Below are 22,787 nucleotides of genomic sequence, written 5' to 3' on the forward strand. Positions count from 1 at the left end.
TCATCCGCTTCTTCATAAAAATCCCATATTCTTCACATACTTGATGATGTTTTAGTTCGCGCAAACGCTTGGCAATTCCTTTATCGGCGGATTGGCAAAGCCAATCCGGACACGCGCTCCCCGACCGCACAAAGTGAACAGCCCCTGAAAACGGCTGTTTTCAAGGCTGTTTTCCAATACGGCATTTTGGGTTTGCCGGTGGTGCTGGCATCGAACCGACCCGTTTGGTCGTGGGCGGATGACCATCTACGGTCACATGTACACAAGCGGCGTGAAGGTAAAGCCCGGACAAACCGTGCGGAAAGGAGAACTGATTGGCAGGGTGGGTGCTGCCGGACCGTCCCTCCGTCAAGTCGACCATAATCTTCCGAAACATTGGAAATCATATTGAAAAAAGAAGGGAAGCTGCAAAATGAACACCCCTTATCTGTGTCCGTCATGCAGAAGCAACAGGACCCGTTTTGCGATACTGGAGCAAATTCCGGTCTATGTCAAATTGGATCCCGACACCGGAGCCCTGCTGCAACAGTACGACAGGGAGCATTTGGAACCGTTCCATCTGCCGTATCAAGGAACCCCGCGCCGTGTGCAGTGTGGAGTCTGCGGCCTGATTGAAGACGAGCAGACGTTTGTGACCATGGCGCAAAGCCAGCCGAAAATTCCGCAATAGTGGTTTGAGGAACCGCTGCCGATGAACCGCCCGGCGGTATTGATATCCTAAACCTGGACGTGATGCACCACACCGGGATCGACGGTTACCGGGACACGCTGCAGTTCGGGCGGCATTTCGGAATCAGGGTGTCGCCGCACTCTTTCGACGGCGGGTTGAGCCGCTTGTATACGCTGTTTGCCCAGGCCTGCCTGCCGCCCTGGAGCAAAATGGACGGCAACGGCATCGAGCCGGACCGGGAGATCCTGAAGGCATACCGATGGGATGGAAATACTTATGTCTGACTGCCGTTATCTTCCTTTTCCGGGTACACTTTTCAAAGTAAACCGATTTGAAAATATTTAAATAAGCTCCTTGAATCATCAGAATAACAGATTGCAATTTCTCTTTCCCGCAGTTCCTGTTGTACCCTTAAGACACGCAACCGCAACTTTCGGTCAAGAATGGAAAGGGGACGTGTCGAATGGAACATGCAGGGAATTCGGCAAAAAAGAAAAAAACGGGATCGACCGGATGGTGGCAGGGTGTGTACTTAACCCTGATTTTGGCGCTCGCAGCCAATATGATCGCCACTCTGCCGCCGTTTACAATGCTCGGTCCGATGCTGACCGCAATTTTGCTTGGGATCGCCTGGCGTTCCGTGCTGGGGATTCCCGGTACCGCAGCAGCTGGAATCTCGTTTTCCGGCAAAACTCTGCTGCGTCTCGGGATCGTTCTGCTCGGGGTTCGGTTCAATCTGGCGGATATTTTTCATGGCGGGCCAAAGATATTGGCCATCGCCGCCGCCAATCTCGCCTTCGCACTTGTCGTCGTATATTGGATCGCCAGATGGTTTCATGTCGAAAAAAGACTGGCCATGCTGACAGCGGCAGGCACAGCCATTTGCGGGGCCGCAGCCGTGGCGGCCATCGCCCCCAGGTGAAAAGCAAAGACGAGGAAACGGCGGTCGGGGTTGCCGCCATTGCCATCTTGGGGACGATTTTTACCGTTGCGTATACGCTTTTGTTCCCGGCATTCGGGCTGAACGACACGGCGTTCGGAGTGTTTGCCGGGGCAACCCTGCATGAAGTGGCACACGTAATTGCCGCCGCAGCTCCGGCCGGTTCCACCGCTACCGACATGGCTGTCATCGTGAAACTGATTCGCGTGATCCTGCTCATTCCGGCGGCACTCATCATCGGGTTCCTGATGAACCGTTCAGAACAAAAACCGGAACCAAAAAAAGAAGGAGCGGTCCAAATATCGAACCGCCTCCCCGTTCCCTGGTTCATCTTCGGTTTTTTGGCGATGGGTGCGATTCACACCCTGGGGATTACGCCGGCGACTGTCATCCCGCCGCTTGTAAATGTCGCAGGTCTTTTGATGGCTATGGCAATGGCCGGCATCGGGCTGAACGTGGACATTGCCGTTTTCCGGCATCTGGGGGCAAGGACGCTTGCCGGCGGGTTTATCGGCTCCGTTTTGCTCTCCCTGCTAGGATTCGTTCTGGTCAAGACCTTCGGCTTTTAGGCTCTTTTAGAATCTTCCCGTCCTTGACATGCAGGACGCCATCCGGCGTCAGGCGGACCTCTGGAAGATGTGTGGACGACACAAACAGCAGCGTATAAATCGGGTCGTAATGCGTATGTCCGCGCTCCTGCAAGAGTTTTTCGAAGACCTTGACCTGGCGGATTATTTCCTCCATTTCCACCGCCGTCATGCTACCCGCGATCGGCAGTGCCAGCTCGAAAAGCACATTTCCGTCTTCGATCATGACGATCCCGCCACCGATTTGCAAGACGCGGTTCACAGCCTGCGCCATCGCGGCCCGATTCTGCCCAGTCACAAAGATTCCTCGCGAAGCGGTGTAAGAACTGGCCAGACCCTCTAGGCGGTCCGCCATCCCCGTCAATTTCGCCTCGACAATCCAGCTTCCGTCCCGCCCCAGCAAAGCGGCATGCAGCAGTCCGGCCCCCTCCGGTTCCGAAGCGGCAATCTCACTTCCGGCGCCACTTTTGATGCCGTTTCCGACACCGATCCCGCTTCCGGCCTGCAAACGCGTAATCGCCGGATTTTCCAGGCGAATGACAGGCAAATCTTCTGTATCTGAAAAATCGGTTGCCGACATGCGCCATGTTTCTCCAATCCTGCGAAGTCCATATCCTTCCCAATCCAGCCGCGGCCACGCTTCGAGCAGCCGGCCGCCGCACGCCATCCACCGCCCTTCCGCCAAAACCCTGACGGGAGTGGGACGATCCAAGTCCTCAAGGACCAGAATGTCAGCCAGTCTCCCGGGCCCGATCCCCCCGATCTCCCCGTCCAGCCCGTAATAAGTTGCCGGATTGATGGTCACCAGTTGATAAGCGGTAACGGGGTTCATGCCCGCTTCCATGGCAATTTGCAGCATGTGATCCGTATATCCGTCTTCCAAAAAAGCAGGGGTCGACCCGTCCGTTGTCATCATCATCCGCTTCATATCGCCCTTGTAATCGGCAAGCCCCTTTACAATCTCCGGCAAATCGGGGCGCAGCGAACTGTAACGAAGCGTTGTCCACAAACCGATTCGCAAGCGCCGCAGCGCCTCCTCCGCCGTCGTTGCCTCATGATCGGCCGTCACTCCGCCTGCGGCCAGCATGGAAAGCGTTTCAAGGGAAGCCCCCGGCAGATGTCCTTCCAACCGTTTTCCGACGCGCTGGGTTTCCCATATGTTTTCCGCCATTTCCACGTCACCGTTCAACAGTTGGGGCCAGGCGGTCAATTCCCCCGCCTGTACGACCAGCGGGTGGGACAGCAGACGCTGCATCCGGTTCGGCTCGAAAAAACGCTTGAATTCCTCGGAATGCGTCTGCGGGTCCAATCTTGCGCTCCAAAGCATTTTGATGGGCCATCTTCCCATTTCTTCGATCATCCGGATAAAAATCTCCTCTTCCGTCAGCAAGTACAGGCCCATATTGTCGTTGACCAGCGTGGTGGTCCCGTGCGGCAGCACAAACCGCGCGAGCGAGTCCGGGTTGTAGATTTGGAACGGGTGACAATGCGGTTCGATATATCCCGGGCAGAGGTAGTATCCTGTCAAATCCGCAATTTCTGTCTCCGGCCCCACCATCCGGTCGGATGCCCCGATATAGGCGATATGCCGGCCTTTGACCGCCACATTCGCTTTCTGCAATTCTCCCGTGTACACATTGATGACCGTCGCTCCCTGCAGATACAGATCCGCTTTTACTTTTCCCTTTGCGACTCCCAATAACGAAAAATATGTATCCCGGTCAAACGGCCGTACTCTTCTTTGCATCCGTAATCCCCCTTTACAATAGATTACCAGGAAACCCGGCGGCTGGCGAATTGTCCGGCGGCAAAAAAGGCCGGAAACATTGACCGAGTGCTGCCCGACCGGTTGAAATGACCGGAATCAGTTCTTCCGCTCCCCGGGCAGCCGGATGAAAAACGAGGTTCCTTTCCCCGGTTCGCTTTCCGCTTCAATCGTTCCGCCGTGCGCTTCGACCAATTTTTTCACGATGGCAAGGCCGATTCCCGCCCCGCCCGTCGAGCGGGCACGCGACGGGTCGACCCGGTAAAACCGCTCAAAAATATAAGGCAAATGTTCGGGCGGAATCCCGCGTCCGGTGTCCGCAACGGTGATGAGGATCTGATCTCGCCCTTCCCGTCCGATCCGGACAGTGACCTCGCCGCCCGTATCCGTGTATTTGAGTGCGTTTTCCAACAGGTTCAGCAAGATCTGTTTCCATTTGTCCCGGTCGATCATGGCGCAGAAGGAACCCTCCGCTTGCAGCCGGAGCGCGACGCCTTTTTGCGAAAACGTGGCTTCCATCAATTGCAGAACAGAACGGGTGGTTTCGGTGATCTCCTCCCGCCGCCGGTTCAGCTGCAAACTGCCGCTCTCCGCCCGGGAAAGCGATTCCAAACCCGCGACCAAGCCAATCAGCCGTTCCACCTCTTCGTGACAATCCTGAAACTTTTCCGGCGTTGGTTCCCACACGCCGTCGATCAAAGCTTCCAGATGGCTTTTCAGAGTCGCAAGCGGAGTGCGGAGTTCATGCGCCACATCGGCCGTCAGATTCTTCCGGAGTTTGTCCTGTTTTTGCAGTTCCTCCGCCAGATGGTTCAGGGACCGGGCCAACTGCGCCAGTTCGTCGTTACCCCGCTCCGGCTGTACGCGAACATCGAGACGGCCCTCCCGCATCTCGCGGGCCAGAGCGATCATGTCGGTTAAAGGCCGCGTGATCAGGCGGGACAGCCACCAACTGACAGCCAGCGACAACAGGATCACCGGTATGATCGCGCTGAATCCGCCCTGGGTCATCGCCTGCCAGTAATGATAGTCCAACGCCGTATAAGATTCAGGATCGACATACGATATTTCCGCGTAGCCGACCGTTGCCCCGTTGCTGACGATTTCAATCCAATCGGTCGAAATCGGTTGTTTGGGAACAGGTTCGGGATGGCGGACGCCGTGTAAATCCCCGGGAAACCGGGGGCTGACAGCGGAACTTTGCCAGACCGTTTGCTTGTTCGCGTCAAGCAAACGGATGCTCATGCCTTCCCTCGCGCAGTATTCCCCCACTTCCGTTCCGGTCGTTTTCGTCCAGCCTCCTTCCCGTTCGTAGGAGCGGGCTAGAACATAGGCGATCCGTTCGTTTCGCAAACGCTTGTTTTGGTCGATATACTCCCGAAAATGATAACGGTCAAACGCGGTGAGAATCCAGGTCGCCAGCAAAACCGCCAAGACCGCAAGGCCTGTTAAAATCAGCGCCAGCTTTTTCTGCAACGACCGCAACCCCATCACCCTCCCAGGCGGTACCCGTGTCCGTAGACCGAGATCACGATTTGCGGGTGTTTCGGGTCGTCTTCAATTTTTTTGCGAAGGTTTTTAATATGCGTGTCGATCACCCGTTCATCCCCCTCGTAGTCGTACCCGAGAATTTTTTCGATCAATTCCGGGCGGGAGAAGGTCCGGAGCGGGTGCCTGGCCAACAAGGCGAGTATCTTATATTCGGTAGGGGTGACGGGAACCGCTTCCCCATTTTTTAAAATCCGCTTGGCAACATCGTCAAGGACAACATCCCCCGGCAGAAAAATGCGGTCCGCCAGCGGTTCATGCTCCGACGTGCGCCGCAGAACCGCTTTCACCCGCGCCACAAGTTCCCGCGGGCTGAACGGTTTTGCGATATAGTCGTCCGCCCCGATCGACAATCCCTCTATCCGGTCCGATTCGGCGGTCTTGGCGGTTACCATGATAACCGGGACGGAGGAGACGGCTCGAATCTTTTTGCATGTGTCTTCGCCCGACAGGCCGGGCAGCATCAAATCGAGCAGCACCAGATCGACATCTCCCCGCTTCACCCGTTCCACCGCCACTTCGCCACGGTCCGTCAGTTCGACCCGATATCCTTCCTTCTGCAGATAGTCGCGGACCACTCCGGCGATTTTCGCCTCGTCTTCCACAATCAGAATGGTATACGTCACGGCTGTGTCCTCCCCAAAATAAGCAGGCCCGTCCCCGATGCGACAAGCGCTGCCCACTGTACCGCAGTCAACCCCAGCCAGGCCGTTTCCGGAAAGCGGACAAACGATGTCATCATCATAACCACACCGCTCCCCAACAAAGCCCATCCGGCACGGGATTCCAACGCCACCCGCTTCCGGCGCAAAACGGCCCCCAGTAACAGGAAACCCACCCCTTGGTACAGGTGGGCCGGATGGTACGACCGCTGTCCGAGTTCAATCCCCCAAGGCAGCACTGTGGCCCGTCCGATTTCGGGAACCGCCAGCTGATACAAACCGACACCCAGCAGAATGCCCGGCGCCGCCGCGTTCACTGTCCGAACCCATGCCGCCCGCGTATCGATTCCCGCGCGGAAAAGTTTCCACACCGCATACGCCCATCCCGCGCCAAATCCAATCCCTTTCATATACGGACCCGGTACAGCCATCAGGGTTTGGATGGAATCCCGCAACAGTTCGCCCGGATTGGCCGCCGCGCCTCCCAGCCGGTAAACGAGAACTCCGATCAAAGCCGCCCCCCATCCAATATCAACCACTTGCGTCCCGTTCATCCCAATCCGGTCCAGATCCCGCCGCATCACCCAGGTTGCCACGAAAAAGCCCGCCAGCAAGGCGAGCCAATCGGAAGGAATCATGACCGGCCCAAGCCGAAGGATCGGGTCGAGCATCGGTTCCACCTACTTTTTCAACAGATTCTGAATGAAACGTTCCATGGTGTCTTCCGTCATGGCGCCGGTAAACCGGTCGACGATGACACCGTTCGGAGCGACGGTTACGGTGGTCGGAATGCCGAGCGCCTGGTAAAGGTTCGCCGCTTCCCCTTTTTCATCCAGGAGCGTCGGAAATTGGACATTATATTTTTCGATGAATTTCTTTGGTCCTTCCGCTTCACTTTCCGTTTGAGTCAAATTGACGCCAAGGAATACGATCTGATCTTTATAAGCTTGCGATTTCTTGACCAAATCCGGCATTTCCGCATTGCACGGAGGACACCAGGACGCCCAGAAATTGATCAATACCGGCTTGCCCTTGAAATCGCTAAGGCGAACCGTTTTCCCTTCCATATCCTGGAGTTTGAAATCGGGCGCGGGATACCCTGGCTGCGGAAGGGCAGGTTTTTCCCCGGCGGGAGCCGTGGCTCCCTGATCGGATTCCTTGCCGCGCGTCCCCAAATTGCCAACTACGGCAGCCAGCGCCAACCCCGCCACCACAAGTATTCCCAAAGCCGTTTGCCACTTTTTCATCGCCAACCTCCGTCAAAATGGTTTTAGGTGTATCAGAAGCCCGTAAACCCGCCAAACAATCGGATCAGATAGACGGTGATCACCGTCATCGCATTCGTATACAGCAAAATCCCCATGATGACCATCACGATGCCGCCAATCCGGGCAATTGTCCCGGCATATCGGATCAGCCAGCGAACCGAACCGAGGCTGTACGCCAAGACGAGAAACGGAATGGCAAATCCGAGGGAATAAGCGACCATCAGCCATGCCCCGTTTGCCGGATCCGTCGCCGCAATCGCCAGTACGGCGGTTAAAATCGGCCCGATACAGGGCGTCCATCCGGCGGAAAAACTGACGCCGACGAGCATCGAACCGAGATATCCGGCCGGCTTGTTCCGCAAATGCCATTTTCGCTCTTTCATCAAGTATTCCCACTTGATTACACCCGCCAGAAACAACCCCATTACAATAATGACGATCCCGCCGATCTGGCGGATCACATCTTTATATTGCACAAAGAATCTGCCAATCAATCCCGCGCTGGCGCCCAAAGCGACAAATATGACGGAAAAACCGAGCACAAAGAAAACGGAATGCATGAGCGCGGCCCGGCGAATCTGCAGTTTGTCCCGTTCCCCTTGCATTTTGTCATAGGAAATCCCGGTTATGTAAGAAATGTAGGAAGGGTATAACGGCAGGCAGCAAGGAGACAAAAACGACAAAATCCCTGCCGCAAACGCCACCCAAAAATTCGGATTCGCCGTATCGAACAAAACCCAATCCCCCTCTTTTTCGGATAAGCCCCTTCATTCATTATATACGATACAAAGTTGAAGTTTCTGTGAAGAAGAATACATTACACAAGATCTTCACATTTCGATTGTACATTGTGGTTAACACCTGCTCAAAGGGGGATGAATCCGCAATGAACAAACGATATAAATGGATTGCCGGCGGCACCGTTGCGGTTCTCGCGATCATCGGAGCCGTCTACGCGACACCCGGCCTCTTTTCCGACAAAGAAACGAAGTCCGTATTCGGCAAACAAATTCAGGAAAACGGCAGGACGATCAAAGAATTCGAAATTACGGCAAAAACAGCCAAACACGAATTGAAAAACGGCGTCAAATTTGAAGCCTACACCTACAACGGAAGCGTCCCCGGCACCCAAATCCGGGTGACCGAAGGGGACCGGGTTCGCATCAAATTCAAAAACGAACTGCCCGAATCAACCGCCATCCACTGGCACGGCATACCCGTTCCGAACGCGATGGACGGAGTGCCCGGCGTCACGATGAACGCCTTGAAAACAGGGGAGTCGTTCACCTATGAATTCGACGCCACCGTGCCCGGCACCTATATGTACCATTCCCACCAAAACAGCGCGGACCAAATCGACAAGGGGTTATACGGAACCCTGATTATCGAGCCGAAAAATCCGTCTGTCAAATATGACCAAGATTTTACGCTGGTGCTTGACGAATGGTCGACCATGCTGCTCGGAGTGGGCGGCAACATGAGCGGCAGCGGCATGGCGGGCATGAACCACGGCAGTATGAACCATGACGCCATGCAGCAGCAAATGAACCAAACCGGCATGTCCCACGACGCGATGATGAAACAAATGTACGACATCTTCACTGTGAACGGCAAAGCGGGAGATCAAATCAAGCCCTTGGAAGTGAAAGCCGGAGAGCGCGTCAAACTGCGTTTTGTGAACGTCGGCTACCAGTCGCACAAACTGCATCTGCCGGGGCAACCGTTCAAGGTCACCCATACGGACGGGCAGCCGATCGACAATGGGGGCGAAGTGACAGACCAACTGCTGGTCATTGCGCCGGGCGAACGCTATGACATCGAATTTGTCGCGGGCAGTTCCGGGTTCGTGATCGACGACCACAACGATTCCGCGGCTTCCGCAGACATCCGGATTCCGGTTCGAGTACAGGGCGGAGCTGCCATGAACAATCCGAACGACCGCAAGCAAAATTTGCCCGAGCTCAACATCGCGGCTTACGCGAAAGCGAGCAAGCCGATTGGCGACAAGAAACCGACCCTTGAATACACGATGAACCTGAACAACGAGCCACTTGGCGGCATGGAAGAGAAATTCACCATCAATGGCAAGACCTTCCCGAACACCGATCCGATCCAAGTGAAAAAAGGCGACATCGTAAAAGTGAAACTGGTGAACAAAGGAACGGCAGACCACCCAATGCACCTGCACGGCCACTTCTTCCAGGTGATCTCGAAAAACGGCCAGCCGATTCCGCCGCTGACCAAAGACACTCTTAACGTCAAACCGAACGAGGAATACGAAGTGGTGTTCGAAGCGAACAACGACGGGAACTGGGTCTTCCACTGCCACGACCTGCATCACGCTGCCGGCGGCATGGTGACCGTTGTAAAATACGAAGGATTCAAACCGAACTTTACGCCGGATCCGAACGACAAACCGGAATAGTCGGCCATAACAAACCTTTCCAAATCTCCGCAGGGCACCTGTCGGAACCAACAATTGGTACCGGCAGGTGCCCCTTTCATCAAGAACGAATTCCGCCCGCTCTGACAAAATCGTTGACAAAATGTGGTATACTCCACTTAAAGAAACTGATACGGGGTTGCATGCGTTGTGAATGAAATCCGCCAATCGGAAATTGAACTGATCAAAAACTTTCTGATCGATAAAATCTCGCCCTATCTGATCATCCTCTTCGGTTCCGCCGCCAAAGGCACGATGAATCGTGACAGCGATATCGACATCGCTTTTTTGGCAGACCGGCCGTTGGATGATTATGAAACTTTTTTGCTCGCTCAAGAATTGGCCGATCAATTGGGCAGAGAGGTCGATCTCGTCAATTTGCAACATGCGAGCACAGTCTTTAAAGCGCAAGTGGTGGGAACGGGAAAGATTGTTTACGATAGCGATCCTTACCGGAGAATGGTGTTTCAGATGAATTCCCTGAAAGAATACGCCAAGTTAAATGAAGAACGGAAATACATATTTGACAAAATTAAAGAGAGGGGGACCCTATTTTGACAAACGATGTAGTGTACAACAAAATCCAAACGATCCGACGATGTATAAAGCGGATCGAAGAAGAATACGACAATAACCCCGAAAACCTGGAAAATTACACAAAACAGGACGCAATTGTTTTGAATATCCAGCGTGCCTGCGAGGCTTGCATCGATTTGGCAATGCATGTCATTTCCGAGAAGAAACTGGGGATTCCGCAAAACAGCCGGGATGCGTTTGAACTTTTGCATCAAAACAACTTGATCGACAAAGAGACGAATGCAAAACTGAAAGCGATGGTGGGTTTTCGGAATATCGCCGTTCACGATTACCAATCGCTGAATCTTGCCATCGTCAGAGCCATCATCGAAAAGAATCTGGCGGACTTTCAAGAGTTTGCCGATCTTGTTTTGAAGCTGCAATAGCGTGCCGTCGGGAATCTCATACGCAAGAAAACTTGTAAAGAACCGGAAAAAAGGGGATGCTATTTCGCGGGGTGAATCTCGTGAAAGCAGCATCCTTTTCCTTTGGCCGTCCGTTATGGGTGTTACTCGGCGGCATCTTGTTCACGCACTTGGGATATTATCTGGTCTTGCCGCTGTTGACGATCATTCTCAGCACGGAAAAAGGGCTGACGGCAGGGCAGGCGGGAATGGTTCTCGGGGTCGGCTCCATCTCGTATCTGGCCGGGAGCCTGTTGGGGGGATGGCTGACAGACCGGCTCGGCCAGCGCCGCACCCTGGTGCTGGGTCTGTTGCTGCGCGGAGCGGGACTCCTCGGATACGGATTTGCAACGACTCTTCCCTGCTTGTTTGTCGCCTCGCTGGTAACCGGCACCGGAGGGGGGATTTACACTCCTCCCGCAAAAGCGGGCATCGCAACATTCGCCACCGAGCGGAACAAATCGACCGCCTTTTCGTTTCGCGGGATTGCCGCCAATATCGGCGTCACCGCCGGCCCTTTGCTCGGCGCCTTCCTTGTGACCGGCTCTTCCCTGAATCTGTTTGTTGCCGCATTTTTCATCTACACGGGCCTGGCGGTCGCACATCGGTTTTTGCTGCCGCCGGACTGCACGCACCCGGCCGCCGGAAGAGCGGCCAACGGGTTCGCGCCCGACATTTTGAGAGACCGGCCGTTTCTGGTTTTTAGTCTTGTCACTGTCTTTATTTGGGCGCTTTATACTCAATTCACGTTTTCAATCCCGCTGCACGCCGCCGATATCCTGCCCAATCCAAAAAACGTCGGGCTTTTATGGTCGATTACAAGCGTGATGGTCATTTTCCTGCAAGCCCCGGTTACCCGCTACACTTCCGCCTTTTGGCATCCGCTCGCGATACTTGCGTCCGGCACGGTCCTGATGGGGATTGGCCTTGGCAGCGTGATGTGGTCCAGCCGCTTTTTCCACTTGTTGATCAGCGTGACCGTCTTTACACTCGGGGAAATGCTGGTAATGCCGACCGTCGACACGATCGTCTCGCAGCTTGCCAAACCGCGGCTGGTCGGGAGCTATTTTGGTATCGCATCCTTTGTCTGGGGGATGGGGGAGTCGCTTGGAAACGTAGGAGGCGGACAATTGCTCAGCCTCGCGAAAAATTGGGACACGCCCGACCTCCCGTGGCTGGTGTTTGCGATCGCTGGCGGATTGTTGGGGATCGTGCTGTTCAGCCTGCGAAGATGGTCCGCCCTGGCTTCGCCCCTGGCGGGAACCCTTGCGGAGCGGGCGGAAAAAACACTTTCCCCAACGGTACCATGGCGCGGAACAAAGGGCAAAATCAAATAGACGCCCAAGATTTTCGGTTGCCGCTTTGCCGCTGCGGACGCCGCACTCACTCCACCGCTTCGTACAAAAGATCCGCGATATGGACCGCCCGCACGGAATCCTCCAGCCCGGCGCGTCGGATGCCCGCTCTCATTTGCAACAGACAGCCGGGATTGGACGTAACGACAACATTCGCCTTTGTCCCTTCCACATGTTTCATCTTGCCGTCCAAGATCCGCATCGACATGTCAAAATTCGTAATGTTGTAAATCCCGGCCGACCCGCAGCAACGGTCCGCTTCCGGCAGTTCCACATACTCTACGCCGGGGATGATTTTCAGCAGTTCGCGCGGTTGAAAACGGATTTTCTGCCCATGCGCCAGATGACAGGAATCCTGATAGGTGACCCGATAGGGCAGCGGGCGCATGTTCGGTGTCGGTAAGCTGGCGAGCAATTCATTAACATCCCGCTGCGCCGCCGCAAAGTTCTTGGCGCGTTCCTCCCACCTGGCGTCTCCCTGAAACCAGTGGTGATATTCCTTCAACGCGGCCCCGCAACCGCCCGCATTGTTGACCAAAACTTCCACGCCGGAACGTTCAAACGCTTCGATGTTTTGCTTGGCCAGCTCTTTCGCAGACTGCTTGTCACCCGCGTGCGCATGGAGGGCGCCGCAGCAGGTTTGCCCCTCGATATACACGACATCGCAACCGAAAGCGGATAACAGCTTGGCAGTCGCCTCGTTGGTGCCAAAAAACATCACGTCCATCACGCAGCCGGTGAACAAGCCGACAGTCATGCGTTTCTCACCTTTCGCCGGCAAAAAGCGCTTGCGCTCTTTGCGGGCGGACGGAGCCGCCACTTCCGGGACGGCCTTTTCCATCTCCGCCACGCTCTTCGGAAAGAGGTTCATAATGCCGGATTTGCGTGCCAAAGCGCGCAGACCCGATTTTTGATAAAAGTAGAGCAGGCTGCCGAGCTTCCGCATTCGGTTGGGATGCGGGAACAACCGCTTCATCGTGACATGGCGAAGGAAACGTGTGAACAGCGGGCGTTTGCGATGGGTCTCCACCGCTTCCCGCGCCCCTTCGATCAGGGTTCCGTATGGCACTCCCGCCGGACATGCGGTTTCGCAAGCCCTGCACCCCAGGCACAGGTACATGTCCGAATCAAATTTTTCCGAGATCTCAAGCTGGCCGGCGGCAACCGCCTTCATCATGGCGATCCGCCCCCGCGGGGAAGCGGTTTCTTTTCCGGTTTCCCGGTACGTCGGACAAGCGGACAGACAAAAACCGCAGCGCATGCAGTTCAAAATCTCGTCGTAGTGCATCGTTTCCATCAGCCGCAGAATGCCGTTTTGGGAATCGTTTTGCGTAGCGGCGGGAATTGCCGATTCCAAAGCGGCTCTCCCCGGGTTGACGGACAGGTTAGCTTGCTGTGTGTTCATTGCATTCACATCCGTTTCCGCGATGGTTCATGTTCCCTCCGCCGTTGATCACGACCCGGCGCCTCGTATCTTTGGCGAACAGTTTGCCCGGGTTCATGATGTTTTGCGGATCGATCGCTTGTTTGATCGCCTTCATCACTTCAATGCCCGTCTCCCCGACCTTCAGGGACAAATAATCCATCTTCGCCATGCCGACTCCATGCTCGCCGGTGATCGTGCCCCCCAGCTTGATCGCGGCATGGAAAATCTCTTCAAACGCCCGCTCGACACGGTGAAGCTCTTCCTTGTCCCGTTCGTCCGTCATGCAGGTCGGGTGCAGGTTGCCGTCGCCCGCATGCCCGAACGTACAGATCTGCACATCGTATTTCTTCGCAATCGCGTTGATTCTTTCCACCATTTCCGCCAAACGGGCACGCGGCACGGTTGCGTCTTCGAGAATCGTCGTCGGACGGACACGCGCCAGGGCCGACAGGGCGAAACGCCGCGCTTCCATCAGCTTGGCTCCCGCTTCGGGCGAATCGGCCACTTTCACTTCAACTGCGCCTTCTTTGCAGCAGATTTCGGCGATTTTCCCGATATCCCGTTCCACCACCGCTTCCGGACCGTCCTGCTCGATCATCAGGATCGCTCCCATGTCGGTCGGCAATCCGATACGGGCAAAATCCTCCACGACCCGAAGCGTCGGATTGTCCAAAAATTCCAGTGTCGCAGGGATGATCCGCTCCGCGATGATCCGTGATACCGCACGGGCCGATCCCGTCAGATCCCGGAACATCGCAAGCATCGTCCGCTTTGTCTCCGGCAGCGGAATCAGTTTCGCAGTCGCCTCGGTAATGACGGCAAGCGTCCCTTCCGAACCGACCAAAAGCCTCGTCAGATCGTAGCCAGCCACGTCCTTGGCCGATTTGCCCCCCGTGCGCAGGATCTCGCCATTCGGGAGAACCGCCTGCAAGCCCATAATATAATCTTTGGTCACACCGTATTTCAGGCCGCGCAAACCGCCTGCGCATTCCGCAATGTTGCCGCCAAGCGTTGAGATGTTCATGCTGCCGGGGTCGGGCGGATAGAACAACCCGCATTTTTCCACTTCGCGGTGCAGATTCGCCGTAATCACACCGGGTTCAAAGGTGACCGTCAGATTGTCCCGGTCGATTTCCAAAATCCGGTTCATCCGCGTCAACACCATCACAATCCCCCCTTCCACAGGGACCGTACCGGCAGACAAGTTCGAACCGGAGCCGCGGGATACGATTTTGATGTTTTCCCGTGCACACACCTTCACGATCGCGGCCACTTCTTCAGTCGATCCCGGAACCACCACTCCGTCCGGGAGACTCTGGTACAGAGGGGTCGCGTCATACGAATAAGCCAAACAGTCTTCCGGGGTGTCCATCACCCAATTGTCTCCGACAATCGCACGCAATTCCTTTGCTATATGCGGCTTGAGCATACAGGGCCCTCCTCCGTAATCGCTTTCATATCCGTCCACTTCAATGTTATGGAACGCTTTTGCCCATTGGGCGTACAATTCCCTACCAGTATACCACAGTCATCTGATGACCTGAAGACTAATTTTTAAAAAAATCCGGGAGCTCATGACTCCGGATCTTTTTTCCTACGCCGGCTGGCCTCCAGCCCTCGCATGGTGCTTTGAATATGATCGTACATCGCTTTGCGTGCTTTTTCCTGGTCCTTCGCTTCCACCGCCCGGTAAACCAGAATATGTTGGTAAAGCAAATCCCGCGACGTGCCGGCAACCGCCCGCATGCGGCTCATCATGCTTTGCATCGTGGGGGCGATCGTCTGGATCAAGGAATGCAGCATCGAGTTGCCGGCCGCTTTCGCAATCGCCATATGGAACCGGAAATCGGCTTCCACACTTTCCGGTTCGGACTCCTGGTAGGCCCCCATCACGTCAAGAGCGGCGCGGAGCTCCTCCAAATCCTTCTCCGTGCGGTTGCGAGCCGCCATTTCCGCCGCGCCAACTTCGAGGATTTTGCGGACTTCCAGCAATTCGACCAGATCGTCGCTTTTCAGCAAAGCGATATTCATCGGTTCCTGCAGATTTTCAAGATCGATGCTCCTGACATAGGTGCCTTCCCCGTGGCGGATATCGATCAACCCTTTGGCCTGCAAGGCGGAAAACGCTTCCCGGACAGTGGCCCTGCCCACATTCAGCATCTCGGCCATCTCCACCAAAGTGGGAAGCCTGTCCCCCGGCTTGTAAATCCCCTGCTCGATTTGGCGCTGAATGTGGTTGGCTACCTGCTCGTACACTTTCTGTGTTTTGAGTTTTTGCATGTCTCCACCCCATTACTCGGATAGCGGGTTCTCCCCCTATCTCAACTATAACACTATATCATGACAAAATCGAACCCCCAAAAACAGCGGCCTGCCCGAAACAGGCACGCCGCCATGAGTCTTGCTGTATTTTAATTGATCGCGTTTTGTAGTTCGATCGGCTTGTCTGTCCGCCGCATCTCCACAAGGTCAACCGGCGTTGTGATGACGGTGAGATACACCACTCCCGGCTGCGGATCGCGAAGTTCCGCGTGTGCCAAAATCCGGTCCGGCTGCTCGACGATCCCGTTGATGGAGATTCCATAACCGGAGTTCGGTTTTTCCCCGCGGGAGACAAGAATATAGGTTTTATCCCCGACGGTGGTGGAATGAATGCCCGCACTTCCCTGTTTTTCGGAAACCCACTCCCGGACCGCCGGGTCGGCTGTGGCAAGATCGACTTTTTTGAATTCCACCTTTTGCCCTTCCGCGCCGTTTCGAATCCGGTTCAGCAAGCGCTCGGCGGCAGCCGCCGCCTCGCCTCTGGTCAGCAGGTCGTCGGGACGAAACCGCGTGCCGTCGCCCACCATAATGCCCAAATGATAGACGAGAGAAATTGCCGCTTGTTCCTCATCCGTCAGCCCTGCCAGATCGGAAAAAGGGGCTTTCAGGCCGCCGGCAATTCCGGTGTTCATCGCGGGTACCACGCGTGCGATCCACAGTGCCGCTTCCTTTCGTTGAACCGGCACATCCGGAAATGTGACAACCGGCGTATCCTGTGCTGCGGTTGCCGCCGCCTTGACGATCATCGCCGCCGTCTGTTGGCGTGTGGCAAGCTCATCCGGCGCAAATCTGCCGTTCCCGACTCCCTTTACAATCCCCGCTTCGTACAACTTGAGAATCGAAGGTGCAGCCCAATGCGATTCAATATCGGAAAAAATGGGCTCCGCTTGCACGCTCCACAAAGCGCCGAACGCGGCGCAGCCCGCCGTCAACCCAGCGATCGTTTTTACCTTCACCGTTCTTCCCCCCGTTTGAATCCCGTATGCTGCCGTGTTCGGATTCCCTATGAGGGGTCCGTTGTGCAGAAAATTAGACCGGTTAAAAGGAGGAATCGTTACATTTTATTGCTGGACCCGATAGGCCGGCAGCAATTTGTCCATATTGGCGGTGCGCTTTTTCTCCCAGGTGGCGGGGTTCTCGGGATCAAACCGTTCCAGCCAGTCGATCACTTCCTTGGTGATGGGCGTTGGCGTAGACGCACCCGAGGTAACACCGACCACCTTTTTGCCGATCAGCCATTGCGGGTCGATTTCAGTCACGTCTTCCACGCGATATGCCGGCACACCGGCCAATTCCTGGGCCACCTGCGCCAGACGGTTCGAGTTGTTGCTGCGGGGGTCACCCACCACAATCACCACATCCGCCCGCTTGGCCTGCTCCGCAACCGCTTCCTGCCGCACCTGCGTCGCGAGGCAGATTTCGTTGTGAATCTCCGCGTGGGGATAGATTTCCAGAATCCTGTTCATCAGGTCCTTGACATCCCACTGGCTCATCGTCGTTTGATTGGTCACCAAAATTTTGTCGCTCTTCAGACGGATGTTTTGTAGATCCTCGATTTTCCCGATCAGATGCACGCGATCCGGCGCCACTCCGATTGCCCCTTCCGGCTCGGGATGACCTTGTTTGCCGATATACAGCACCTCATATCCCTCGGCTGTTTTCTCACGGATCAGATCATGCGTTTTTGTCACATCGGGGCAGGTGGCATCGACAATCGTCAACCCTTTCTCGGCGGCACGGCGGCGGACTTCCGGCGACACGCCGTGAGCCGTAAATACCACGGTGCCTTTGTCGATCTTTTCAAGCAATGCCAGACGGTCGTCTCCGTCAAGGGTGATGATGCCCTCCCGCTCAAACGCCTCGACGACATGCCGGTTGTGAACAATCATGCCGAGAATATGGATCGGACGGGGCAGGTTAAGGTCCTTTACCGCCTGCTGGGCAAGCACCATCGCGTCAACCACCCCATGACAGTATCCGCGGGGCGTAATTTTCAACACTTCCACATCAAGACCCCCCTGAATACAAACTCGGCATTCACCAAGCCATTTGGCATGGATGAATGCCTGCGGAAGTCAACGGTTGACGCCTTTTACGACAGCGCTGCCTTCAATTGCGCTTCGCCGTGGAAGCCGACCAAAGTTTTCTCGACCGCGCCGTTGTTGAACACGATCAGCGTCGGTATGCTCATGACGCCATAACGCTGTGCCAACTCCGGTTCTTCATCGACGTTTACTTTTGCAAAAGTCACGTTTGGCATCTCCGTCGCCAATTTGTCGATGACCGGTGCCTGCATGCGACACGGACCACACCAAGTGGCCCAGAAATCGACGAGCACCTTGCCGCTGCGAATGGTTTCGTCAAACGTCGTGTTTGTCAAATTGCGCACATTTGCCATTGCAATCACCTCATCCTATGATTCTTAGTATTTAGTATACACCTGCAACCTGTCGGAATTCTGTAACGAAGTTTACAAAATCAGGACATCTTTTCGACTCTTGATCGGGGCATCCGTGATAAAATAATGCCAACAAAATCGGCGCACGGCGTCTGTGGTGCATGTTACCGGGAAAAGGTGCAAGAATAGCATATGGAAAATCTCTTTCAAGAATACCTCTGGACGATTCTCTACGTATTGTGGGTTCCGATGCTTGCGGTTTTGCTGGTGATGGAAAAGCGCAATCCCGCCAAAACGCTGGCGTGGCTGTTGGTTTTGGCCGCATTCCCGATCCTCGGGTTTGTGCTGTACCTTTTTTTCGGCCAAAAATACCGCAAGCACAAGCGGCTTCAAGCCAAATCGCTGCCGCAGGAATTTTCTAACGCCCTGCGGGTTTACGCATCCCGACACGTTCGCCGGACGGACCAGCTTGCCGCCGGCTCCGCCAACAGGAAAAAATGGATGCGCCTGCTGCTGGCCAATTCGCAGGCGCCCGTCTCGGAAAACAACCGGATCACGGCGTTTCATGACGGCAAGGAAGCGTTCGATTCGATTCTTGCTGCCCTGTCGCAAGCGAAACATCATATCCACCTCGAATTTTACATCGTCCGGGACGACGAAATCGGGCGGCGCATCCAACAAGTATTGATCCAAAAAGCGCAGGAAGGCGTACAGGTACGGGTCATTTACGACGGCATGGGAAGCCGCAAGCTCAAAAAAGCTTATATCGCCGAACTGCGCCAAGCCGGGGTTGAGATCACCGCCTTTCTCCCGGTCTACTTTCCCTGGTTTACAAGCCGCATCAATTTCCGCAATCACCGCAAGATACTCGTCATTGACGGAGCGGTCGGATTTACGGGCGGATTAAACATCGGGGACGAATATTTGGGGAAAGGCCCGCTCGGTTACTGGCGGGACACCATGCTGCAGATTGAAGGCGACGCGGTGTATTATCTGCAGTTTATCTTCCTGAAAGACTGGTATGTGGCTTATAACCGGTACATTCACGAACCGGAATATTTTCCCGTGCAAAAATCCTGCGGGAATCAGCTCGTCCAGATTGCCGCCAGCGGACCCGACAGCGACTGGGAGGCGATCTGGCAAGCCCATTTTTCACTGATCGCGTCGGCGCGGCAAAAAATTTACCTGGTTTCTCCCTACCTGATTCCCGACGAAAGCATTCTGATGGGACTCAAAACCGCAGCGTTAAGCGGCCTGGACGTTCGCATCATGCTTCCATCAAAACCGGAATATTACATCGTCTACTACGCCACCCGCTCTTACTACGAAGAACTGTTGCGGGCCGGAGTCCGAATTTACGCCTACAACAAAGGTTTTATTCATGCCAAGATGATCCTGGCAGACGGGGAAGTGGCTTCCGTCGGCACCGCCAACCTCGACATGCGGAGCTTCCAGTACAATTTCGAAGTCAACGCGCTGATTTACGACAAAAAAGTGGCAAACGATCTGGAAACGGTATTTTACAGGGATATCGCCGACTGCGAGGAGATCACGCTGGACACGTACCTGCAGCGGCGCGGAGTTGGCAGCAAACTGCTGGAATCGGGAGCACGCCTGTTCTCGCCGTTGTTATAAGACAAACGGTCACGGCTTTGCCCACGGTGCCGGATCATCTCCCGGCCGGCGGCCGCTTCCTGTTCCCGGTTCCGACGATAAAATCAAAAGCGCGCACCTTAATCAAGGATTGAAGCGCGATTAGGATAAAAGGAGCCAGCACCAAACCGATAAATCCCGCCGCCGTATAGCCGGCGTACATGACCACGATCATCGCCAGCGGATCGATTCCGATCGTACCGGCCAAGACGCGCGGTTCCAGCACTTGCCGGACGACGACGATCAAGCCGTATACGATCAACAATCCCACGCCCAAACGGATATCTCCGGTGATCAGGGAGTAGAAAGCCCACGGCACAAACAGGGTGCCAGTGCCCAACAGCGGCAGGATATCGAGAAAAGCGGCCAGCAGTGCCAAAGAAAACGCGTACGGCACCCGCAGAATGAGCAGCCCCAAAAGGACCTGCAGCGCCGTAATCGTGATCAGAATCGTTTGCCCCCGAACGTAGCCGCCGATGGCCGCCGACAAATCCGTGTAGACCACTTGCCCTTTTTCCCGGATGTCAACCGGCACCCAAGCGCCAATCTTCCGTTTGAAAAGGAGAAAGTCTTTGCTGACAAAGTAGCTGATAAACAGGGACAACAGCAAAATCACGACCATATTCGGAACCGAACTGATCCCGTGCAAAGCGGCCTGCACAAGGGATACGCCCAACTTGCCGACAGATTCTCCGAGTGTCATCAAATTTTTGTTAATGTTGGTTTTCAGTTCATCGCTCAAATTGGTGTTATAGAGTTCGATCAGACGCGTAACATCCCCGTAAAAACGGTTGACGACCGCCTGCGACCACGCCGGAATGTTGCGGGCCAGATCTGCCAGCTCGATCACCAGCTTGGCGCTCAGAACAACGAGCAAGCCGAGGCCACCCCCGAACACGAGCAGCAGCGCAACCATCGCGGCAGCCCAACGGGGCAGCCTCCCTCTGCCGCTTAAAAACCGCACCAGCGGCTCGATCAACAAAGCGATGACGATCCCGATCAGCAAAGGCACGACAAAGGGCAGCAGCCATTTTAAGATCAGATAGATCAAGCAAACGGCGGCGGCAAACAACACGATGTTCAATAATTCTTTGCGGTATTTCAGGATAAAATCCAGCATGACAGCCTCCAGGTGCCGAATATCCGAAGTCGTATATCCGAAAATGCACGGATTCGCCTATCATTCTATTGTTGCCCAAACGGAACGAAACAAACTCTACTTGTACTATACTATACGAAGCGAAAAACTCCGGTAGAATACCGGAGCCACCCAATATTGCGAACTTAATGTCCGGTTGCGTCTGCCTGTTTGAGCACCCGAACCAATTCATCGTGAATATGCCCGTTGGTGGCCGCGATATGCCGTACATCCAACGAATACGTTTCGCCTTCCGTATCCGTCACGGCGCCGCCCGCTTCCTGCACCAGCAGGCTTCCGGCCGCCAGATCCCAGGCATTCAGGTCGATCTCCCAAAAGCCGCTCAGTCTCCCGCACGCCACATAAGCCAGGTGCAAGGCGGCCGACCCCGCCGCGCGGATATTCCGGCAGATGGGGCTTAACGCGGCGATGCCGCGAAGATTGATTTCCCGCGCCCATTCCTTGTCGCCGGGAAACCCGGTGGCAAGAAGGCTGGTCTGGAGACTGTCCTCCTGCGAGACCGCAATGCGGTTGCCGTTCAGGTAAGCGCCTTGGTTCCGGCTGGCCGAGAACATCTCGTCCCGCAGCGGATCGTAGATCACGCCGACAATCACTTCACCCCGGTGCGCCAGGGCGATGGACACCGTGCAGGCGGGAAACCCGTGCACAAAATTGGTTGTACCGTCAATCGGGTCGACAATCCACAAGTATTCGGCGGAAAGCGCCTTCGACAATGCTTCCGCGGATGCTTGCGATCCCGGTGCCACACCTTCTTCGCCAAGAATTTTGTGCTCCGGAAAAGCGGCCAAGAGTTCGGTGCGAATCACCGCTTCCGATTGTTTGTCCACTTCCGTCACCAAGTCGACGTTTGACGTCTTCTCCCCAATCTCTCTCGCTTGACCGATGCGTTCCCGGATCAACTGCCCCGCTTCCCGGGCAGCCGCCTCCGCCACACCGGCGAACCTGTCGTACATCCCGTTTCCTCCCGAACCGTTTCCTGTTTCTTCTAATGTATCGAAGTTCGCGTTTTTTATCAACAAAAACGGCTCCCGGCGTTTCCGTTGTCCGCCGGCAAGCCGTTTCTCCGTTTTCTGTCATCTATCCGCTTGCAGTTGATGCTGCTTGCTGAGATAGTCGAGAAATTCCCTGCACGACCGCTCGATGATCGTACAGGTCTCCTCGAACGCGTCGTCTTCCAACCCCCACGGGTCCGGCACGTCAAGTTTCTCCGCGCCGTTTTTTTGCGGGTCGAAGTCCCGCATCAGAAACACTTTCGCCTTTCCCTCTCCCAACCTCTCGATGTTGCGTCGGTTCGACGCGTCCATCGCGATAATGTAATCGAACGTTTGCAAATCGGTCTTTGTAAGCTGACGCCCGCGCTGGTCATCAATGGAAAATCCCCTCCGCCTGGCCGCCCGCCGCGACCCCGGGTGCGGCGGCTCTCCGACATGATAGCCGGCCGTTCCCGCCGAATCGACTTCAAACCGGTCGGCCAGTCCCTTTTCGCGGATCAATTCCTTAAAAATCCCTTCTCCCAGCGGAGAGCGGCAAATGTTGCCCAAGCAAACAAACAACACGCGGATCGGCTGATGCGCCATCACACTTTCACCTGCCTGTAAATCCTGTTGAAAA

General features: G+C 55.3%; 22 protein-coding genes and 2 pseudogenes. 9 read left to right on the forward strand and 15 right to left on the reverse strand.

Annotated elements, in window-relative coordinates:
* Positions 1 to 238: 238 nt before the first annotated feature.
* The 4 genes and pseudogenes from AC4ED1_RS02910 (at position 239) to AC4ED1_RS02925 (ending at position 2,179) form a co-directional block, all read left to right on the forward strand.
* The gene (locus AC4ED1_RS02910; RefSeq protein ID WP_490935906.1) at positions 239 to 391 is read left to right on the forward strand and encodes a peptidoglycan DD-metalloendopeptidase family protein; all 153 of its coding nucleotides are present in this window, start codon (positions 239 to 241) and stop codon (positions 389 to 391) included.
* 21 nt (positions 392 to 412) lie between these two features.
* The gene (locus AC4ED1_RS02915) at positions 413 to 670 is read left to right on the forward strand and encodes a DNA alkylation repair protein (RefSeq protein ID WP_490935907.1); all 258 of its coding nucleotides are present in this window, start codon (positions 413 to 415) and stop codon (positions 668 to 670) included.
* Positions 671 to 702: 32 nt separating this feature from the next.
* Positions 703 to 954: pseudogene (locus AC4ED1_RS02920) on the forward strand (enolase C-terminal domain-like protein); the annotation flags it as partial.
* 179 nt (positions 955 to 1,133) lie between these two features.
* Positions 1,134 to 2,179 (forward strand): annotated as a pseudogene (locus tag AC4ED1_RS02925) (YeiH family protein).
* On the opposite strand, the gene AC4ED1_RS02930 reads toward AC4ED1_RS02925, so the two are convergent.
* The 6 genes from AC4ED1_RS02930 to AC4ED1_RS02955 all read right to left on the reverse strand — a co-directional run bounded on the left by AC4ED1_RS02930 (position 2,160) and on the right by AC4ED1_RS02955 (position 8,174).
* The gene (locus tag AC4ED1_RS02930) at positions 2,160 to 3,944 is read right to left on the reverse strand and encodes an adenine deaminase C-terminal domain-containing protein (RefSeq protein ID WP_490935908.1); all 1,785 of its coding nucleotides are present in this window, start codon (positions 3,942 to 3,944) and stop codon (positions 2,160 to 2,162) included. The pseudogene AC4ED1_RS02925 and the gene AC4ED1_RS02930 overlap by 20 nt on opposite strands.
* Positions 3,945 to 4,061: 117 nt before the next feature.
* Positions 4,062 to 5,447 (reverse strand): sensor histidine kinase, encoded by a 1,386-nt coding sequence (locus tag AC4ED1_RS02935; RefSeq protein ID WP_490935909.1) that lies wholly within the window; start codon positions 5,445 to 5,447, stop codon positions 4,062 to 4,064.
* 5 nt (positions 5,448 to 5,452) lie between these two features.
* Positions 5,453 to 6,136, reverse strand: coding sequence for a response regulator (locus tag AC4ED1_RS02940; protein ID WP_490935910.1), 684 nt, complete (start codon positions 6,134 to 6,136; stop codon positions 5,453 to 5,455).
* A complete protein-coding gene (locus AC4ED1_RS02945; protein WP_490935911.1) occupies positions 6,133 to 6,843 on the reverse strand; it encodes a hypothetical protein in 711 nt (236 codons plus the stop codon). The genes AC4ED1_RS02940 and AC4ED1_RS02945 overlap by 4 nt, the downstream gene beginning before the upstream one ends.
* A 9-nt stretch (positions 6,844 to 6,852) precedes the next feature.
* Positions 6,853 to 7,419: a TlpA family protein disulfide reductase gene (locus AC4ED1_RS02950; protein WP_490935912.1), complete on the reverse strand. Its 567-nt coding sequence runs from the start codon at positions 7,417 to 7,419 to the stop codon at positions 6,853 to 6,855.
* Positions 7,420 to 7,451: 32 nt separating this feature from the next.
* Positions 7,452 to 8,174, reverse strand: coding sequence for a cytochrome c biogenesis CcdA family protein (locus tag AC4ED1_RS02955; RefSeq protein ID WP_490935913.1), 723 nt, complete (start codon positions 8,172 to 8,174; stop codon positions 7,452 to 7,454).
* A 152-nt stretch (positions 8,175 to 8,326) separates the two neighbouring features.
* Between AC4ED1_RS02955 and AC4ED1_RS02960 the strand changes: the two genes are divergently transcribed.
* The 4 genes from AC4ED1_RS02960 to AC4ED1_RS02975 all read left to right on the forward strand — a co-directional run bounded on the left by AC4ED1_RS02960 (position 8,327) and on the right by AC4ED1_RS02975 (position 12,200).
* Complete coding sequence (locus AC4ED1_RS02960) at positions 8,327 to 9,865, forward strand: multicopper oxidase family protein (protein ID WP_490935914.1); 1,539 nt, start codon at positions 8,327 to 8,329, stop codon at positions 9,863 to 9,865.
* 168 nt (positions 9,866 to 10,033) lie between these two features.
* On the forward strand, positions 10,034 to 10,441 hold the full coding sequence (gene mntA / locus AC4ED1_RS02965; RefSeq protein WP_490935915.1) for a type VII toxin-antitoxin system MntA family adenylyltransferase antitoxin: 408 nt from the start codon (positions 10,034 to 10,036) through the stop codon (positions 10,439 to 10,441).
* A complete protein-coding gene (gene hepT / locus AC4ED1_RS02970; RefSeq protein WP_490935916.1) occupies positions 10,438 to 10,845 on the forward strand; it encodes a type VII toxin-antitoxin system HepT family RNase toxin in 408 nt (135 codons plus the stop codon). The genes mntA and hepT overlap by 4 nt, the downstream gene beginning before the upstream one ends.
* An 80-nt stretch (positions 10,846 to 10,925) precedes the next feature.
* Positions 10,926 to 12,200: an MDR family MFS transporter gene (locus AC4ED1_RS02975; RefSeq protein WP_490935917.1), complete on the forward strand. Its 1,275-nt coding sequence runs from the start codon at positions 10,926 to 10,928 to the stop codon at positions 12,198 to 12,200.
* A 46-nt stretch (positions 12,201 to 12,246) separates the two neighbouring features.
* On the opposite strand, the gene AC4ED1_RS02980 is transcribed toward AC4ED1_RS02975, so the two are convergent.
* The 6 genes from AC4ED1_RS02980 to trxA all read right to left on the reverse strand — a co-directional run bounded on the left by AC4ED1_RS02980 (position 12,247) and on the right by trxA (position 18,364).
* Complete coding sequence (locus tag AC4ED1_RS02980; RefSeq protein ID WP_490936088.1) at positions 12,247 to 13,515, reverse strand: (Fe-S)-binding protein; 1,269 nt, start codon at positions 13,513 to 13,515, stop codon at positions 12,247 to 12,249.
* A gap of 88 nt (positions 13,516 to 13,603) precedes the next feature.
* A complete protein-coding gene (locus AC4ED1_RS02985) occupies positions 13,604 to 15,073 on the reverse strand; it encodes an FAD-binding oxidoreductase (RefSeq protein WP_490935918.1) in 1,470 nt (489 codons plus the stop codon).
* A 143-nt stretch (positions 15,074 to 15,216) separates the two neighbouring features.
* Positions 15,217 to 15,924 (reverse strand): FadR/GntR family transcriptional regulator, encoded by a 708-nt coding sequence (locus tag AC4ED1_RS02990; protein WP_490935919.1) that lies wholly within the window; start codon positions 15,922 to 15,924, stop codon positions 15,217 to 15,219.
* Between the two features lie 131 nt (positions 15,925 to 16,055).
* Complete coding sequence (locus AC4ED1_RS02995) at positions 16,056 to 16,922, reverse strand: S-layer homology domain-containing protein (RefSeq protein WP_490935920.1); 867 nt, start codon at positions 16,920 to 16,922, stop codon at positions 16,056 to 16,058.
* 105 nt (positions 16,923 to 17,027) lie between these two features.
* Positions 17,028 to 17,972: a 4-hydroxy-3-methylbut-2-enyl diphosphate reductase gene (locus AC4ED1_RS03000; RefSeq protein WP_490935921.1), complete on the reverse strand. Its 945-nt coding sequence runs from the start codon at positions 17,970 to 17,972 to the stop codon at positions 17,028 to 17,030.
* An 86-nt stretch (positions 17,973 to 18,058) separates the two neighbouring features.
* Complete coding sequence (gene trxA, locus AC4ED1_RS03005) at positions 18,059 to 18,364, reverse strand: thioredoxin (protein ID WP_490935922.1); 306 nt, start codon at positions 18,362 to 18,364, stop codon at positions 18,059 to 18,061.
* A gap of 192 nt (positions 18,365 to 18,556) precedes the next feature.
* Here trxA and cls point away from each other — a divergent pair, with 192 nt between their 5' ends.
* Positions 18,557 to 19,999, forward strand: coding sequence for a cardiolipin synthase (cls, locus tag AC4ED1_RS03010; RefSeq protein WP_490935923.1), 1,443 nt, complete (start codon positions 18,557 to 18,559; stop codon positions 19,997 to 19,999).
* Between the two features lie 34 nt (positions 20,000 to 20,033).
* On the opposite strand, the gene ytvI is transcribed toward cls, so the two are convergent.
* The 3 genes from ytvI to AC4ED1_RS03025 all read right to left on the reverse strand — a co-directional run bounded on the left by ytvI (position 20,034) and on the right by AC4ED1_RS03025 (position 22,753).
* Entirely contained in the window at positions 20,034 to 21,137 is a 1,104-nt protein-coding gene (gene ytvI, locus AC4ED1_RS03015; protein WP_490935924.1) for a sporulation integral membrane protein YtvI, read from the reverse strand.
* 164 nt (positions 21,138 to 21,301) lie between these two features.
* Positions 21,302 to 22,129 (reverse strand): inositol monophosphatase family protein, encoded by an 828-nt coding sequence (locus AC4ED1_RS03020; RefSeq protein ID WP_490935925.1) that lies wholly within the window; start codon positions 22,127 to 22,129, stop codon positions 21,302 to 21,304.
* A 120-nt stretch (positions 22,130 to 22,249) separates the two neighbouring features.
* Positions 22,250 to 22,753 (reverse strand): low molecular weight protein-tyrosine-phosphatase, encoded by a 504-nt coding sequence (locus AC4ED1_RS03025; RefSeq protein WP_490935926.1) that lies wholly within the window; start codon positions 22,751 to 22,753, stop codon positions 22,250 to 22,252.
* Between the last annotated feature and the right edge of the window lie 34 nt (positions 22,754 to 22,787).

It is taken from the genome of Effusibacillus sp. SKA8 (assembly GCF_058273125.1).

Bases quoted from the DNA above. Each gene is read 5' to 3' on its own strand.
- AC4ED1_RS02910 (WP_490935906.1), top strand. From the start codon at position 239: ATGACCATCTACGGTCACATGTACACAAGCGGCGTGAAGGTAAAGCCC.
- AC4ED1_RS02990 (WP_490935919.1), bottom strand. From the start codon at position 15,924: ATGCAAAAACTCAAAACACAGAAAGTGTACGAGCAGGTAGCCAACCAC.
- ytvI (WP_490935924.1), bottom strand. From the start codon at position 21,137: ATGCTGGATTTTATCCTGAAATACCGCAAAGAATTATTGAACATCGTG.
- AC4ED1_RS03025 (WP_490935926.1), bottom strand. From the start codon at position 22,753: ATGGCGCATCAGCCGATCCGCGTGTTGTTTGTTTGCTTGGGCAACATT.
- cls (WP_490935923.1), top strand. From the start codon at position 18,557: ATGGAAAATCTCTTTCAAGAATACCTCTGGACGATTCTCTACGTATTG.
- AC4ED1_RS02945 (WP_490935911.1), bottom strand. From the start codon at position 6,843: ATGCTCGACCCGATCCTTCGGCTTGGGCCGGTCATGATTCCTTCCGAT.
- AC4ED1_RS02950 (WP_490935912.1), bottom strand. From the start codon at position 7,419: ATGAAAAAGTGGCAAACGGCTTTGGGAATACTTGTGGTGGCGGGGTTG.
- AC4ED1_RS02930 (WP_490935908.1), bottom strand. From the start codon at position 3,944: ATGCAAAGAAGAGTACGGCCGTTTGACCGGGATACATATTTTTCGTTA.
- AC4ED1_RS02960 (WP_490935914.1), top strand. From the start codon at position 8,327: ATGAACAAACGATATAAATGGATTGCCGGCGGCACCGTTGCGGTTCTC.
- AC4ED1_RS02980 (WP_490936088.1), bottom strand. From the start codon at position 13,515: ATGGAAACGATGCACTACGACGAGATTTTGAACTGCATGCGCTGCGGT.
- AC4ED1_RS02915 (WP_490935907.1), top strand. From the start codon at position 413: ATGAACACCCCTTATCTGTGTCCGTCATGCAGAAGCAACAGGACCCGT.
- AC4ED1_RS02985 (WP_490935918.1), bottom strand. From the start codon at position 15,073: ATGCTCAAGCCGCATATAGCAAAGGAATTGCGTGCGATTGTCGGAGAC.
- AC4ED1_RS03020 (WP_490935925.1), bottom strand. From the start codon at position 22,129: ATGTACGACAGGTTCGCCGGTGTGGCGGAGGCGGCTGCCCGGGAAGCG.
- trxA (WP_490935922.1), bottom strand. From the start codon at position 18,364: ATGGCAAATGTGCGCAATTTGACAAACACGACGTTTGACGAAACCATT.